At 64.0% G+C, this 15,566-nt stretch carries 12 protein-coding genes and 1 pseudogene; 4 read left to right on the top strand and 9 right to left on the bottom strand.

The window, feature by feature from the left end; all coding sequences use genetic code 11:
* Positions 1-380, bottom strand: a pseudogene (locus C7453_RS12480) (tonB-system energizer ExbB); the annotation flags it as partial.
* Between the two features lie 171 nt (positions 381-551).
* On the opposite strand from C7453_RS12480, the gene C7453_RS12475 reads away from it, so the two are divergent.
* A complete protein-coding gene (locus tag C7453_RS12475) occupies positions 552-767 on the top strand; it encodes a hypothetical protein (protein ID WP_114727848.1) in 216 nt (71 codons plus the stop codon).
* Between the two features lie 631 nt (positions 768-1,398).
* On the opposite strand, the gene C7453_RS12465 is transcribed toward C7453_RS12475, so the two are convergent.
* The 4 genes from C7453_RS12465 to C7453_RS12450 all read right to left on the bottom strand — a co-directional run bounded on the left by C7453_RS12465 (position 1,399) and on the right by C7453_RS12450 (position 6,792).
* Complete coding sequence (locus C7453_RS12465) at positions 1,399-3,399, bottom strand: FUSC family protein (protein ID WP_114727846.1); 2,001 nt, start codon at positions 3,397-3,399, stop codon at positions 1,399-1,401.
* A gap of 105 nt (positions 3,400-3,504) precedes the next feature.
* Complete coding sequence (locus C7453_RS12460; RefSeq protein WP_114727845.1) at positions 3,505-4,266, bottom strand: class II aldolase/adducin family protein; 762 nt, start codon at positions 4,264-4,266, stop codon at positions 3,505-3,507.
* 131 nt (positions 4,267-4,397) lie between these two features.
* Complete coding sequence (locus C7453_RS12455; RefSeq protein ID WP_114727844.1) at positions 4,398-5,156, bottom strand: amino acid ABC transporter ATP-binding protein; 759 nt, start codon at positions 5,154-5,156, stop codon at positions 4,398-4,400.
* Positions 5,146-6,792, bottom strand: coding sequence for an ABC transporter substrate-binding protein/permease (locus C7453_RS12450; RefSeq protein ID WP_114727843.1), 1,647 nt, complete (start codon positions 6,790-6,792; stop codon positions 5,146-5,148). Before C7453_RS12450 ends, C7453_RS12455 begins: the two co-directional genes overlap by 11 nt.
* Before the next feature lie 210 nt (positions 6,793-7,002).
* Here C7453_RS12450 and C7453_RS12445 point away from each other — a divergent pair, with 210 nt between their 5' ends.
* On the top strand, positions 7,003-7,875 hold the full coding sequence (locus tag C7453_RS12445; RefSeq protein WP_114727842.1) for a dimethylarginine dimethylaminohydrolase family protein: 873 nt from the start codon (positions 7,003-7,005) through the stop codon (positions 7,873-7,875).
* 207 nt (positions 7,876-8,082) lie between these two features.
* Here the strand turns inward: C7453_RS12445 and C7453_RS12440 are convergent, their stop codons facing one another.
* On the bottom strand, positions 8,083-11,082 hold the full coding sequence (locus C7453_RS12440) for an Rne/Rng family ribonuclease (protein ID WP_114727841.1): 3,000 nt from the start codon (positions 11,080-11,082) through the stop codon (positions 8,083-8,085).
* A 582-nt stretch (positions 11,083-11,664) separates the two neighbouring features.
* Between C7453_RS12440 and C7453_RS12430 the strand changes: the two genes are divergently transcribed.
* The gene (locus C7453_RS12430) at positions 11,665-12,549 is read left to right on the top strand and encodes an N-acetylmuramoyl-L-alanine amidase family protein (protein WP_245949006.1); all 885 of its coding nucleotides are present in this window, start codon (positions 11,665-11,667) and stop codon (positions 12,547-12,549) included.
* A 79-nt stretch (positions 12,550-12,628) separates the two neighbouring features.
* Here the strand turns inward: C7453_RS12430 and C7453_RS19155 are convergent, their stop codons facing one another.
* Positions 12,629-12,844, bottom strand: a complete 216-nt coding sequence (locus tag C7453_RS19155) for a hypothetical protein (protein ID WP_147280871.1) — start codon at positions 12,842-12,844, stop codon at positions 12,629-12,631.
* Between the two features lie 107 nt (positions 12,845-12,951).
* Here C7453_RS19155 and C7453_RS12420 point away from each other — a divergent pair, with 107 nt between their 5' ends.
* Positions 12,952-14,532, top strand: coding sequence for a 2-isopropylmalate synthase (locus tag C7453_RS12420; protein WP_114727837.1), 1,581 nt, complete (start codon positions 12,952-12,954; stop codon positions 14,530-14,532).
* Between the two features lie 67 nt (positions 14,533-14,599).
* Here the strand turns inward: C7453_RS12420 and C7453_RS19410 are convergent, their stop codons facing one another.
* Together C7453_RS19410 and C7453_RS12410 are read right to left on the bottom strand one after the other, a co-directional pair.
* Positions 14,600-15,010 carry a hypothetical protein gene (locus C7453_RS19410; protein ID WP_245949005.1) on the bottom strand — a complete coding sequence of 137 codons (411 nt, stop codon included), beginning with the start codon at positions 15,008-15,010 and terminating at the stop codon, positions 14,600-14,602.
* Positions 15,011-15,133: 123 nt separating this feature from the next.
* Positions 15,134-15,400, bottom strand: coding sequence for a cell envelope biogenesis protein OmpA (locus C7453_RS12410; protein WP_114727836.1), 267 nt, complete (start codon positions 15,398-15,400; stop codon positions 15,134-15,136).
* Between the last annotated feature and the right edge of the window lie 166 nt (positions 15,401-15,566).

The raw sequence follows: 15,566 nt of genomic DNA, 5'->3' as shown, positions 1-15,566 counted from the left end.
ATCAACTTGCGGCCCTCGGCGGCTTCCAGCCGCTCCAGATGCAGGACGATCCGCTCCTTCAGCCCGTCATGGTCGTCGGGGATGTCGTGCGAGCGGATGCGTTCGTCCTCGGCGGCCGCAACGAACATGTGCGCGACGCTGCGTGTAGCCCGGCTCCGTTCTTCCGCGATCTGGAGAGAGGCAGCTTCGGCAAGGCTTCGTGCGTCTCGATCGAGGCGCCGTCTGAGGCGGAAGAACTCCACGGATTTTGCGAGAAAGACCGTCCAGCTCAGCACTGATGCAAAAGCCAGCAGTGACATGACCATACGGACAACCGGGCCGGCGTTGAGAAACATCTCCCAGGGAGAAAAAGACATCGCAGCGGACGGCAGTGGGGACATGTGACGAATACCTTCGACAGGCCAGATCATTGCGCGGTGGCGAAGCGCCACGCGGTCCGACGAAATGTCGTCGGATATATGGCCCGCATGGAGAGAATATGCAACTAAGAATTGATCGCATAAACGCATCAACGGAATGTCGTTCCATGTCAATCGCTGCTCGAAAGATCGATGCTGTTACATGTTCCCAAAGTGCTGACGCCGGATGAACTGGCGCATTGTCACCGGCTGCTGGACCCGACCGCACGGAACGATGCCGTTACCAGCATGGGCTACCACCGCGCATCTTTCTGCCGCTATTTCGACGCGCGTGTGGATGTTGCGATCTATCCCGATCTTGAAATGGGGTTTCGTGTGCGCCCGGGCGTTTGCCCACGTTCCTCCTGACTTGGTCGGAAGCATATGCCGGCGAGGAACTGATGATCCGGGACACATGAGGAACATATGGCGTCAAGCTGCTGGCGGGCGATCTGGTTCTGTATCCCTCGACAAGCCCGCGTCGTATTCGCCGCATGACATAAAACGATTGGGTGGTATTATTCTGCTCGATCCGGTTAATTGTAAAAGATGATGGATACCGCGTCATTCTCTGCGATTTTGACCGCTGTGTCATGGCAGCCATTCTGCCGCTGGCGGATACCAATCCGCCGACTCTCAACCTGCCATTGACCGATCGTAATCTGGTTCGCAGATGGTCGGCGTCGTGATGAATTTGGATGACATCCGATATGTTGGATAGGGCAAATGCCCTCCGAGGCAATATGCCGGATATGGTGGATGTCCAGTTCCTGCTGGAGCAGATTCATCTTTCATGCGCCGGAGATGTTCGTATCTGCTGTCGGGAGTGGCCGGTCACGCGCCGCGAGCATGTTCAGCCGCGCTTATGACGCTGCTTGGGGTATGGCGCGAAATATACCGTGTACACTTGAATATTTCGAATCGGAGGCAGACGAAGCAGGTTGCACCGGATTGCCGATAGCACTTTTTTACAGGAGCAGGCCCCTCCCGTGCCTGCGGTTCAGTGCGCTTGTCTGAGAAACAGCAGCATGTCGCGCAGATGGGTGCCGGTGGAAGACGGTGCGGAGAGTTGCTCCGAGAACTGTCGTAGGGCCGCCTGATAAGTCTGTGCCGTCGGGGCCGATGCACGGTCGGTGCTGCGTTCAAGCCAGCTTGTGCTGGCGATGCCGGCCTGCTGGCGCAGATGAAAGAGGATTTCCGTGCAGATTTTAAGGTTTTCCGAGCGGCGGAGCCCTTCGAGGCTGGTCTGTTGGCAGAGGATCTCGGCCTGGTTGGATGTGGTGCCGGCCTCGCGGCGTGCCTGTTCGGTGTCCTCACGGTTGCCGTCGCCGCTTGTGACGAGCGCGGCATAGCGCAGATTGGCCAGGAAGGCGCGGCTGACCAGAGTGGGAAGGGAGGCGGTGGATTTTTCCGGCCAGAGCAGGAGGCAGGCGGCCATGCCGACAAGGCTGCCGATGATGTTGTTTTCGGCACGGGCAAAGCCTAGCAGCCAGCCGGTGTCGGACCCGAGAAGGTCGGTGACCAGCACGAAAAGTTGGGTCATGAAGGTGACGCACAACGTGTAGTTGACGCTGCGCAGGGCGATGGTGGTGGCCGACAGCGGGAAGATCAGGAGCAGGACCATCCATTTCGGGCACAGCGTCCCTGCGATCGCGGCGAGGATACCGCCTGCGACGCTGCCGGCCACGCGCTCGATGGTACGGGAGAGGGTGGTACTCCTGCCGGGTTGGGTGACGACGACGACGGCCATCATCGCCCAGTAGGCATAGGGCAGGTGAAAAGCGAGCGTAATGCCGAATGCGGCCAGCACCGCGACGGACAGGCGGGCGGCGTGACGCACGAAGATCGGGCTGAGAGGTCGCGATGGCGTCGCCGGTGCGGATGACGGGGCGCCGCGCCGGGCGGGAGTCTTGGCCAGCCATGCCGTTTGCAGGTCGGTCAGGGCAGCGGCGTTCCAGGCGGCGGCGCGGGCTGCCAAGGCATTGGGGTGGGCACCGAGGCGCGTGAAGGCGCGGATATAGAGGCTGAGACTGTCCGGAACGGGGCGACCTTGCGGGATGTCTCGTGCGATGCGGCGAAGGGCGGCGGCTGTGATGCGGACGACGCGGGCGGTCTCGGGTGGCAACGGTGCGGAGAATGCGGCGTGTTCGAACGCGATCAGGGTGACGAAGATGCGGTCGGCGGCCTCGACAGCGGGCAGAAGGGCGGCGCGGGTCGGACTGATCAGCGCGTCGCTGGAGAGCTTTTCGACGGAGGAGCGGATCTGTTCTATGCGTCGCCGGATATCGCGGCGCCAGGTGCTGAGTTCCTTCTGCTGGGTGGGCAGGCTGGCCGTTTGAAGATGCGGCAGGCTGAGCAGGCGGAAAGCCATGCTGGCCTGTTCGCGAAACAGGGCGGCGCAGGCCTGCTTCTGCGGGGTGCTTGGATCGGCGGGCCAGGCCAGCAGGCAGATCAGCATGGCCCACACCACGCCCAGGGAGAACAGGCCGGCAAGGGTCAAGGCACCCATCGGCGTCTGTGGATAGCAGACGGCGACGACGGCGACGATGGCGGCGAGGACGCTGACCTGGGTTGCCGCGGCCCCCCATGCCCGGGCGAGCCCACATAGCAACGCGTAGAGGCCGAGCCCGGCACAGGCGGCGACGGTGCTGTACCCTGCCAGGGCGGATATGGTGCCCGTGATGACCGCACCCGCCAGGCCGAAGGATGTCAGGGCCTTGATTCTGGTGCGGAGAAGGCCGCCAGGGTCTGCAAGGCTGGTCCAGAATGCGGCGAAGGCGGACCATGCCATGAGGGGCATGTTGATATGCCACGCGACGAGCATGACGGTGCTGACCGCAACGCCGGCACGCAACCCCTCGCGGATGGCGATCTGTTCAGGCGCGATGGCGATGGCACGGGCGCCCAGCCAGTGCGTGATGACCGAAGGCATCACGCTGTGGGCCAGCGCCTTCAGAAAGCGTGGCTTGCGGGGGAGCGGGGGAAAGAGATTGTTTTTCATCGGGCCGGCGCAGGGAGTAGACCACGGATGATATAACAAGAATTCACGAAAAGAGGAGGGGCTCGTTTCGCGCCCCTCCATGCCGAAAGATGGGGCCTTGCCAAGCTAGCGGATGTAATCCGGCTGTTCACGATCCAGCTTGCGGCGCAGGGCGCGCCAGACCAGTTGACCCTGATCCGGGTCGCTCTCGAATTGTGCGCGGGTGCGTAGCAACTTGTCTTCAGAAGGCAGGTGCAGTGGAGCACCGGTCGATTGTGTGGAGATCTGGATGCGACAGGCCTGTTCCAGATAGTAGGTGCGGTAGAACGCCTGGGCGACCGAGATACCGACTGTCAGCAGGCCATGATTCTGGAGGATCAGGCCGATATTGTCGCCGAGGTCGCGGACCAGACGCTCGCGTTCGCTCAGATTGTCGTCCGCCGCGATCCCTTCGTAGGGATGAAAGCCGACGCGGCCGTGGAATTCGGCATTGATCTGGTTGAGCGGCAGGATTCCATGCTGCTGGGCGGCGACGGTCATGCCGGCCAGCGTGTGGGTATGCATGACGCAGGCGGCGTCGGGACGGCTGCGATGGACGGCGGAATGGATGACGAAGCCGGCCGGATTCACCGGCCAACTCGTCGGCTGTTTCGGTAGACCGTCGGCATCCACCACGACCAGCGAACTGGCGGTGATTTCTTCGAACAGCAGACCGTACGGATTGACCAGGAATGTATGGCCAGGCCCGGGCAGACGTACCGAGAGGTGGGTGTAGACAAGGTCCGTCATGTCGAACAGAGCCAGTAGCCGGTAGGCGGCGGCCAGATCCTCGCGCAGGGACTGTTCGTCCTGTTCAGCCTGCTGGGGGGGGAAGATTGGTGTGGTCATGCGTACTCAGTCTTCCGTTTTAAATGCCCGAAGGTGCCGAGGCTGCGCGCGCCGGCCGGCAGCAATAGTTCACCCCGTGCCGCCTTTCTGCCTTGCCATTGGGGGCGATTTTGCTTCTCGATGCAAGCCCGTCAGTGGCGGATCATCTGTGCGAGGAAAGTTCGCGCTCTTTCGGTGCGCGGCGCGGTAAAGAATTCTTCGGGGGGCGTGATTTCCAGCACCGCGCCCCGGTCCATGAAGACGATGCGGTCGGCGATATGGCGGGCGAAGCCCATTTCATGGGTTACGCAGACGGTGGTGATTCCCTGCTCGGTCAGATCGCGCATGATGCCGACGATTCCGGAGATGGATTCCGGGTCGAGGGCGGCCGTGGGTTCGTCGAACAGAATGATCTCGGGGTTCATGCACAGGGCGCGGGCGATCGCGACGCGCTGCTGTTGGCCGCCCGAAAGCTGGATCGGGAATTTGTCGGCCTGTTCGGCGATATTGACCTGCGAGAGATAGCGGCGGGCCGTGGCCTCGGCATCGGATGTCCCGACGCCCCGCACCAGCCGGGGCGCCAGCGTGCAATTGTCGAGAACGCTGAGATGAGGAAACAGATTATAGTTCTGGAACACCATGCCGACCGAGCCGCGCAACGCCGTAAGGTCCGTGCGGTCATCGATGACGCGGCCGTCGATCATCAGAACCCCGCTGTCATGTGGCTCGATGCGGTTGAGGCAGCGAATGAAGGTGGATTTTCCCGATCCTGACGGGCCGAGTACCACGATCCTCTCGCCCTTGCGGACATCGAGATCGACCCGATCGAGAGCGAGGTAATCTTTGTAGAACTTGCTCAGTCCACGGATCGAGATCCGCGCGGTCGGGTCGGGGGAGGTGCTAAGCTGCATCGGTGGACGCCTTGTCGCGGTCGGCCCAGACGAAGCGGCGCTCGATCCGCTTTTGCAGGAACAGAAAGAAGAAGACCATCGCCAGATAATAGACCAGGGCGGCGGCATAATATTCGGTAAACTGGAACGTGCGGGCCACCTGGATTTGGGTAACGGCCAGAAGCTCCTGCAACGAGATGACCGAAGCGAGCGAGGTCGTCTTCAGCAGGCTGATGAATTCGTTGATGGTGGGCGGAAGGGCGATGCGTAGCGCCTGCGGGAAGATGACGTGGCGGTATGTCTGCGCCGTCGTCATGCCCAGGGCGTCGGCGGCCAGGACCTGGCCCGGATCGACGGCGCGCAGCGCGGCACGGTTGATTTCAACCTGATAGGCGGATTCATTGATCGACAGGGAGAGCCAGGTTGCCAGAAACGGGGTGAACCAGTGCTCACGGAAGATGGGGAAGAATTGCGGCAGCGCGTTCCAGATGAACAGCAGTTGCAGAAGCGTCGGTGCCCCCCGGAATATGGCGACATAGAGACCGAGCAGCCTTCTGACGATCGAATCCCGGCCGTTCAGCTTCATGGCCATGGGGACCGAGATGATGATGGCCGTCAGGTGCGAAAGGATGGCAATGACCAGCGTCAGTGCTGCGCCCTTGAGGAAGGCTGTCGAGAGCAGGGCGCTGAAGAACGTGGCGAAATCGAAGCGCGATGACGCTTTCCGGTCGGTGAAGACGCTCTGATGGTCGCCCGAGATGCCCCATTTCCTTGCCATGGCGGAGAGTTCGCCCTGTTGGGTCAGGTCGTCGATCGCCTTCTGTAAAAGTTCGGTGTCGTGTGCATCCTTGCGGATATAGACGGCGAACTGATGAAAATCCGGATAGTCCGGCGTCAGGATGATGGTAACTTTTCCGCCCAGTTGCTTCTGTCGGTAGTAGAGTTCGACATCCTGGCTGATGAAAGCATGGACGCGCCCGATCAGGACCTGCTGCACGACCTGATCTTCCGTCGGGTATTGTTGCAGGATGATCGGTAGCCGTCCGGCCGCGCGCAGGCGATCATTCTCCCGTTCGATCTGCGCGGCGTAGCTGGTGCCGGACTGGACGGCGACGGTCTGGCCGGACAGATCGGCCATGGTGCGGATTCTCGGGGTACCGACGCGGGCGACGGCCACCACGCTGGAGTCCAGATAGGCCACCGCATCATAATTCCGCAGTCGGCCTGCCTGCCGCAGGACGCCGCTGATGACCATGCCGCAACGCTGGGCGGAGAGGCTGGGGAACAGCCCTTCGAAATCCATCGTCTGGGGCACGAGCGGGACATGCCAGTAGGCCGCGAGGCGCCGGGCGAGGTCGATATCCATCCCGGCCAGGGCATTGGTGTCGGACCCGTTGACGAACGTCATCGGTGGCAGGGTGGGGTTGGTACAGAGCGTCAATTGTCCGTCATGCACGAAGCTTGGGAGATCGTCGGCATGTGCCCGCGCGGCGGGCAGGATGAAAGCCAGAACGAACAGAGCCGCCAGGCATATGCGGCGCCATGGAGCGGCCCGCCGTGTGATGCGCTGAAGGGCTGGTGTACGCCGGGGTCTGGATAAAGCGAGGGCAGGCGGGCGGGTGCTCGGCAAGCGGGACCATCCTTCGTATAGCGGCATGACGCGGAACGGCTACCGGAATCATAGGCGGAATGTTCCGGCTGGCGCCAGCCGGATAGCGACCCTATATACCATTTCGGTTGGTTTTTGATTTACCAAGACCTGAAGAGAACTCCCCTCGATTTAAATCGTGTATCCTGTATCTCCTGCTTGGAGTGGTGAAGAACAGGATCGGGCTCGCTTTACATTCGAGCGGAAGGAGAATGGGATATGACGTCGAACCGGTGGTTCATCGACAGCGAAACCGGCGAATTGTCGGATGTTCTTTTATGCCCGCCCGACAATTATAACTGGATACCCAGCAACGACATCGCGATCCAGACCATGGCGAAGGGCGTACAGATCGACCGTGGTGCCCTGGCGGCACAGTTCGGCGAACTGGTCTCAGCCCTCGAAGGGGCGGGGGCGGCCTGCCATTTCCTCAAGCCGCGCGCGGGCATGCCCTATCAGGTCTATACGCGCGACAGTTCGCAGACCACGCCCTGGGGCACGGTCGTTACCCGCATGATGCGCCCCGAGCGCAAGGCGGAAGAGGGAGAGATCCGCACGTTCTACGAGCCGGACGATATCTGGAAGAGCGCGACCCAGGGCCATATCGAAGGGGGCGATATCCATATCATCCGTCCCGGTCTGGTGGCCGTGGGCGTGACGGGTGGCCGCACGGATCAGGCCGGCGCGCGCGAATTCCTGGGATGGTTCGAGGATGCCGGCTGGACGACGCGGATGATCCGTTTCCCGGAACATTTCCTGCATCTGGATGTCATTTTCACGATGGTGACAGAAAACCTGGCCATCGCTGCGATTGACGTGTTGGATGACGAGGACCTTGACTGGTTCCGCGCGCAGGGCATCCGTCTGCTGCCGGTCAGCTACAAGGAAGCGATGCGGGACATGGGCTGCAACGTGCTGGCGCTCGGTCGCGACCGTGTGGTGAGCCCGCGTCATTCGAAGCGCATCAACGAGATGCTGCGGGCCGAGGGACTGACCGTGATCGACCCCGAGTTGAATCAGTTCTCACAGGGCGGAGGCAGCATCCATTGCATGACGATGCCGTTGCGTCGCGCCTCGCTCGCCGCCGGCTGAGGCCGGGCCGGCGGCCGATGTGCCGCCGGAGCATTTCAAACAGCGTCTTATAATGCGAACAGGCCCGCCCCAGATGGGGCGGGCCTGTATCGTTGACGTACCGCGGCAGGATTTCGTCAGAACCCTCAGCGGGTTGAGCCATCTATGCATGCATTCATCATGTCCCCGCGTCCGATTTGGACGCGGGGACATGATTGCGGCAGCGGCTTAGCGACGCCACCAGCCGGTCCGGCGTGCCGGGGCAGGAGTAGCATCGTCGATGACGATCGGCTGCACCACCGGTCCGTCGGCCGCGGCGGCGGACGTGCCGTCTGCTGTCTCAGCCTTGGGGGCCGCTTCGGCATCGATCGCGGCTGCCTTCGTGGCCTTTGCCCGTGCGGGGGCCTTGCGGGCCCGCTTGGGTTTCGCGGGGGCAGGATCGACCAGTTCGGCGCTCGTGTCGGTTGCTTCCACGGGGGCCGCTTCGACCTTCTCGACCTTCTCGGCTTTCGTGGTCTTGCGGGCCTTGGTGCCGGTCGTCGCGCGTGTCGCCGGCTTGCGGCCGGGCTTTTTCTTTTCCGGCGCTTCCTTCACGACATCGGCAACCTCTTCCGGTGCCTCGACTGGAGCCTCTTCGGCCACTTCCTCAACCGGCGCCGCAGTCTTGACCGTGCGCCGACGGCGCGTCCGCGTCGGTGTGGCGGGTGCCTCCACTACCGGCTCGGCGCTTTCAGCCGGTGCCTCAGGGGCTGCGACCAGTGCGGGCTCCGCCGCCGCCTCGACCGTGGCGGGTTCGACCGCTGCCGGTTCGGCATCCACGCTCTTGCGGGTCCGCGGGCTCCGGCGGCGGCGCGGCTTGGGGGCGTCCTCACCGGGCTCGGCCGCAGGCACGGTTTCGGGTGCGGCTTCCAAGACCGTTTCCACCACCACGGCCACCGGCACGGCTTCGGGCTCCGACACCGCGAGCGTCTCGGCGATATCGACGATCTCCGCCGGTTCGGGGGCCGGGCGCCGGGACGGGGACACCACAGGCAGGGCGGCCTCGGTCGACTGTTCGATCACGTCGAAGATGTCGATGATGCCGTTGCCGAACGGGTTGGCCGGCGTCGGGCCGCGATACGGGGCGTCCACCGCTTTGGGTTCGCGCCGGTCACGCCGACGGCGTGGGCGGTCGCGGCCCTCGTCCTCGTGTTCCCGGTGGGCGGGCGCTTCGGGAGCCGGTTCGCTCGCAGTGACGGCGGCCTCGGCAGTGTCGTCGTCCGACTCATCATCCTCGCCGTTGGCATCGAGAAGAGCCGACTGAGACGCGCCATCGACGGTCCGTTCCCCGTTCCGCCGACGCCGACGCCGGCGGCGGCGGCGGCGATGGTCGGTACCGTCTTCCGCACCTTCGGCGGCGCGAGGAGCGTCCTCGACGGCGGCCGGGGCTTCGGCCTGGATCGGGATCTCGCGCACCACGGGGGCGGGCGCATCGGTCTCGGTTTCAGCTTCGGTCTCGATCGGTTCGGCAAGAGTGGCCTGCGCCACCGGTTCGAAACGCTCGGTCTGGGGCCGCACGCGCTCGATGCGCAACTGGGGCGGCAGCAGCGAAGCGTCGGGTGAGAACACCACGCGCATCTTGTGCCGCTTCTCGATTTCGTCGAGCCACGCGCGTTTGTTGTTGAGAATATACAGCGCGATTTCGGCAGCCACATGGACCGTGATCTCGGCCGCGCGGCGGCGGGCGCCTTCTTCCTCGATCGCACGCAGCACATGCAGCGCCGCGCTTTCGGTGCCGCGGATGATGCCCGTGCCCTGGCAATGCGGACAGGGGGTGAAGCTCGATTCCGTGATCGAGGGCCGCAGACGCTGCCGCGACATCTCCAGCAGCCCGAAATGCGAAATCGAGCCGACCTGGATCCGCGCACGATCGGTCCGCAACGCGTCTTTCAGACGCCGCTCGACCATCGCATTGTGCTTGCGGCTTTCCATGTCGATGAAATCGATAACGATCAGGCCGGCGAGGTCGCGCAGGCGCAACTGGCGAGCCACTTCCTCGGCGGCTTCCAGATTGGTGCGCAGCGCCGTTTCCTCGATATTGCGCTCGCGGGTCGACCGGCCTGAATTGACGTCGATCGCCACCAGGGCCTCGGCCTGGTTGATGACCAGATAACCGCCCGAGCGCAACTGCACCGTCGGCGACAGCATCGAATCCAGCAGGCCCTCGACATTGAAATGCGAGAACAGCGGCTGGGCGCCGTCGCGCCAGCATTTCACCTTCGGTGCGCTCTGCGGCATCAGCATGCGCATGAAGTCGCGCGCCGATTTCCAGCCAGGCTCGCCATCCACGAGGATCTCGGTCACGTCGCGGGTATAGATGTCGCGGATCGCGCGCTTGATCAGGCTGGCTTCCTCATAGATCAGCGCGGGAGCCACCGAATTCATCGTCAGGTCGCGGATGTCGTCCCACAGCCGCAGCAGATATTCGCAGTCGCGCATGATCTCGGGCCGGGGGCGCTGGGCACCCGCCGTGCGTACGATCATGGCCATGCCGCGCGGAATCTGCAGTTCCGCGATCACGTCCTTCAGGCGCCGCCGATCGGCAACCGAAGTGATCTTGCGTGACACGCCGCCGCCCCGCAGCGAATTGGGCATCAGCACGCAATAGCGGCCGGCCAGCGAAATATAGGTGGTGAGCGCAGCCCCCTTGTTGCCGCGTTCCTCTTTGACCACCTGGACCAGCAGGACCTGCCGGCGGCGGATCACTTCCTGGATCTTGTAGTTGCGCAGGAAGCGGGCGATGCGGCGCTGCACCATGCTCTCGTCGCCGGTATCGGTCTCGCCACCGACGGTTTCCGGCATGGGCTCGGCCTCGCCTTCCGGCGCGTCCTCGGCCGGCGCGTCCGCCGTAGCGGGTGCGGCATCGGCGTCGTCGTCAGCCTGGGCTTCCTCGGCGCGGGCTTCCTCTTCCTGAAGAGCCAGCAGCTTTTCCCGATCCGCAACCGGAATCTGGTAATAGTCCGGATGGATCTCGCTGAAGGCCAGGAAGCCGTGGCGGTTGCCGCCATATTCGACGAAAGCGGCCTGCAGGCTGGGTTCTACCCGGATGACCTTGGCCAGATAGATATTGCCTTTGAGCTGCTTCTTGGCCGAAGCCTCGACGTCGTAATCCTCGAGCCTGTTACCATCCATCACGACCACGCGGGTTTCTTCCGCGTGTGTCGTGTCGATCAGCATGCGCTTGGTCATTAAAAACGGAACTCCGGTATGCCCGCTCCTGCCGTCTGTCCGGCGTCCTCATGGGGGACGCGCCTTTGCGACGGGTGGGAAGGGCAAAGATGGAAATTGGAGACAATTCGACGGATCCGGAAGCCGTTGCGGCGAAATCCGCGCAGATCATGCCCGCGCGCGTCCCATGTGACGCGCGCTGTGCCGGGCTGTCTGCGAACGCGGATCGCGTGGCGTTCATCCATCCTCATCAGGCGGTGACGCGCACCCGCGCATGCGCGGTGCGGCGTCGGAATAAAGGGCATCGTCATCCTGCGCCGGCCTTGCGGTCGGGGCGGAGCGGCATCCGTGGTCCGTGGGTCACGGGTGCGGCCTGCCGGATGGGCCCGATCCTGCCGGTCGGGCCGTTTTCCGGCGCCAACAGGCGGAGACCCATCACGGTGCAAGCATGACCCAACTGAGGCCGCGCTGCAAGCGCTGTCGCAACGTGCGAAGGTAGCCTGATGGTCCGCGTCAAAGATTTCCTGCAAGCTGTTGAAATGCAGACGAAGGGAACAGATCCTGCTATCGTTGCGCGTGGAAATGGCCATAAGGGGCGGTTTCATGGATGCTGATCATTCTGGAGCGCGGCCGGTCGGGCAGGGGCGGCGCGCGATCCTGCTGGCCACCTTGGGTACGGGACTGGCTGCGCGGCCAGTCGGCGCGGGGGCGGTTACGCACCGGGCCACCGCGCATGCGCGGCCACACCCCCTGCATGCTCCGGCGATCGTGGGGCGGGCGGCAGCGCCCCTGCCGTTGATCATGCTCGATCCCGGCCATGGCGGGAAGGACCCTGGTGCGATCGGGGTTTCCGGCACCTACGAAAAACATATCGCCGAGGCCGCCGCCACCGAACTGCAACGGCAATTACTGGCCAGCGGCGCCTATCGCGTTGCAATGACCAGGGCAGACGACCGCTTCATCCCGCTGGAAGGGCGGGTGGAGATCGCGCACGCGCACAGTGCGGCGCTGTTCATTTCCATGCATGCCGACGCGCTGACCGACCGGTCGGTACGCGGGGCCAGCGTCTATACGTTGTCGGGGCAGGCTTCCGACGCCCAGAGCGCGGCCCTGGCGCAGACTGAGAACAGCGCCGACCGGTTCGGCGGCCCGCGTGTGCATGCCAATTCGCCCGAAGTGGCGGCGATCCTGGCCAGCTTGGTGACGGAGGAAACGCGGCGCGGGGCCGCGCATATGGCCGCCAGCGTGGTGGACTCTTTCAGGCCCCGGATCGGCCTGCTGACCCATCCGGCGCGTCACGCGGCGTTCGTGGTGCTGAAATCAGCCGATATCCCGTCTGTGCTGGTCGAGATGGGCTTCATGTCCAACCGCATGGACGAAGCGGCACTTCGCCAGGCAGGGCATCGGATGATGGTCGCAGGGGCGATGAAGCAGGCGGTCGATCGTTATTTTGCCTCGACCGGCGGAGTGACCCGTCTGACCGGGTGACGTGGAAGCGTCGAAGGCCCCCTTTTATCCGTATGATCGGAGACGATCGGTTTGGCTCCGTGATCCTGCGTCGTTATTCTCAGCGGCATTGGCCGAGTTGCGAAAGCTCCGTGACGCGGGCCTTTTGGGTTGCAATCGATGGCTCAGCCTGTAAGGTGCCGCCCATGAATACGGCGATCACCATGACGGCACGGCTGTCCGGCGCGAATGCGCTGTTGGTGTCGCGCGCCCCTGCCCAGGCCGGCCTTCTCCTCCCCCTTCGACTTATCTGCCCCTGAGCGTTCAGGGTCGGCATGATGCCGGCGCGCCCAGGGGAAGACAGCGGGAGCAATCCCGCATGCGAGGAAGCATCGCCCCGAGGGCGTTTGCAGGCGAACATTCCGGACCTGTCCGAGGTATTTCATGACAATCGACCATCCATCCTTCGGCCGTATTGACGACGACCGGGTCATCATCTTCGACACGACCCTGCGCGACGGCGAACAGTCCCCCGGCTTCTCGATGAATCTGGCCGAGAAGCTCCGGATGGCGGAAGCCCTGGCCGAGTTGGGCGTCGATGTCATCGAGGCCGGTTTTCCGGTGGCGTCGAAGGGCGATTTCGAGAGCGTGCATCAGATCGCGTCCGCCATCCGTGGCCCGGTGATCTGCGCCCTGGCCCGCAGTGGCGGCAAGAACGACATCGCCAGCGCGGGCGAGGCCATCCGCCCGGCGGAACGCGGCCGCATTCATAATTTCATCTCCACCTCGCCGCTGCACATGAAATACAAGCTGCGGATGGAGCCGGAGACGGTGCTGGAACTGATTGTCGCCGGCAACAAGGCGGCGCGTCAGTTTACGGACGATGTCGAATGGTCGGCCGAGGACGGTTCGCGTACCGACCCGGATTTCCTGTGCCGTTGCGTCGAGGCCGCGATCAAGGCCGGGGCGACCACGATCAACATCCCCGATACCGTCGGTTATGCAACGCCGGAAGATATGGCCCGGATCTTCGCCGACCTGAAGGCACGCGTTCCGGGTGCGGACACGGTGATCTTCTCGGCCCATAATCATAATGATCTGGGTCTGGGTGTCGCCAACACCATAGCCGCACTGGCGGCTGGTGCGCGACAGATCGAATGCACGATCAACGGCATCGGCGAGCGCGCGGGCAATGCGGCGCTGGAAGAAATCGTGATGGCGCTGCGGACGCGCCAGGATGTACTGCCCTACAAAACGGGCATCCAGACGCAGAACCTGCTGCGAACCTCGCGGATGCTGGCGACGATCACCGGATTCGATGTGCAGCCCAACAAGGCGATCGTCGGACGCAATGCCTTCGCCCACGAAAGCGGCATCCATCAGGATGGCGTGCTGAAGAACGCCGCCACCTACGAGATCATGACCCCGGAAAGCGTGGGCTGGACCCGGTCGTCGCTGGTGCTGGGCAAGCATTCGGGCCGTGCGGCGTTCCGCGACAAGCTGAAGGCCATGGGATATGGCGAGATGGACGATGCGCATCTGAACGATGCCTTCGCACGCTTCAAGGACCTGGCCGACCGCAAGAAGGTCGTCTACGACGAAGATCTGGTCGCCCTGGTGGATGACGAAGCGCGCGATCATGCCCGCATCCGCTTCGTTTCCCTGGATATCGAGGCCGGCTCTCGCCGCCCGGCGCGCGCGGAACTGACGCTGGACATCGATGGAGAGACGCGAAGCGCCGAGGCAAACGGGCAGGGACCGGTTGATGCGGCGTTCAATGCCGTGCGGGCAATCTTCCCTCACGACGCGAGCCTGCAACTCTATTCAGTCGGAGCGGTGACCGAAGGCAGCGACGCCCAGGCACGCACGACCGTTCGGCTGGAAGAGGGCGGCAAGCTGGTCGATGGCCAGGGTGCGGACAGCGACACGCTGGTTTCCGCCGTCAGGGCCTATGTCCATGCCCTGAACAAATTGCTGGTCAAACGCGCCCGGACCGAGCCCGAGGCGCTGAGCGCGACCATCTGATGGCTGGTATCGCGGACTGAGCGGACAGGCGGGGCCTCTTTCGGGAGGCCCCGTTTTTTATGCCGGGTCAGTAATCGTAATAGCCCGCGGGTGGTGGCGGGGGCGGCGGCGGCGGATAGCCCGGCGGCGGGTAGGATGGCTGCCTATATGGCCCGTATTGCCCGTAGCCAGGGGCCGCGTAACCTTGCGACGGATAATAATATTGTCGCGGCCGGTTCGGCGTGGTGGCGGCGCCGGTTGCAGCGCCAACCGCGCCACCGGCCAGCGCGCCGATCGCGGCCCCCGGGCCTCCGCCCGCCAGTGCGCCGATCGCCGCGCCGCCGCCGGCGCCGATCAGACCGCCGCCGAGCGCACGTTGGCCAGGATCATAAGGGTTGCTGCACGCCGCAAGCGACACGGCCAGGGCGCTCAGTGTCAGGAAGCCGGCCTTGCGGATGAGGCCACGGATTGGAAGGGCGGAAGTGCGGGGAGGGCTCATGGAATTCTCGTGGTTTCAGTCCCGTACGGGACCATGGATATCAAAGGATGCGCCGGATTGTGCGCTCCCCCCATCGCTGGACGATGGAGAGAGGCAGTGTCGCCGGCGGATCAGTAATCCAGGTTAATATCGGCGGCGGGACGGCGGATTGGGCGTGGTGGCGGCTCCGGTGGCGGCTCCGACCGCGCCGCCGCCGAGGGCACCGATCAGGGCGCCGCTTCCTCCGCCAGCCAGTCCACCGATTGCAGCACCGCCGCCCGCGCCGATCAGCGCGCCCGTTCCGGCGCGCGCACCGGGATCGTACGGGTTGCCGCAACCCGCCAGCGCCAGGAGCCCGGCACCGAGCAGGGCTGTGCGAGTGAAGAGAGAGGCTTGGGTGCGGATCGTCATGATCGTCTTCCTTGTCGAGAGGCCACGCTGTTTGCCAGCTACGGGGTAATGTCTTCCGATGCCTTGAGTTTCCATGCAGGTCGTGTGCGTGGCGGGGCGTTCCGGTGGCGAAAAAAAGGCGACCCGCGCTTTTTCGCCAGTTGCTTCCCTTTGGCGGGAAGAGTGG

Origin of the sequence: Gluconacetobacter liquefaciens (genome assembly GCF_003350405.1) — a bacterium.
Taxonomy (GTDB): domain Bacteria; phylum Pseudomonadota; class Alphaproteobacteria; order Acetobacterales; family Acetobacteraceae; genus Gluconacetobacter; species Gluconacetobacter liquefaciens.
Note: the sequence above shows the minus strand (reverse complement) of the source record. Positions and strands in the feature narration are given on the sequence as shown.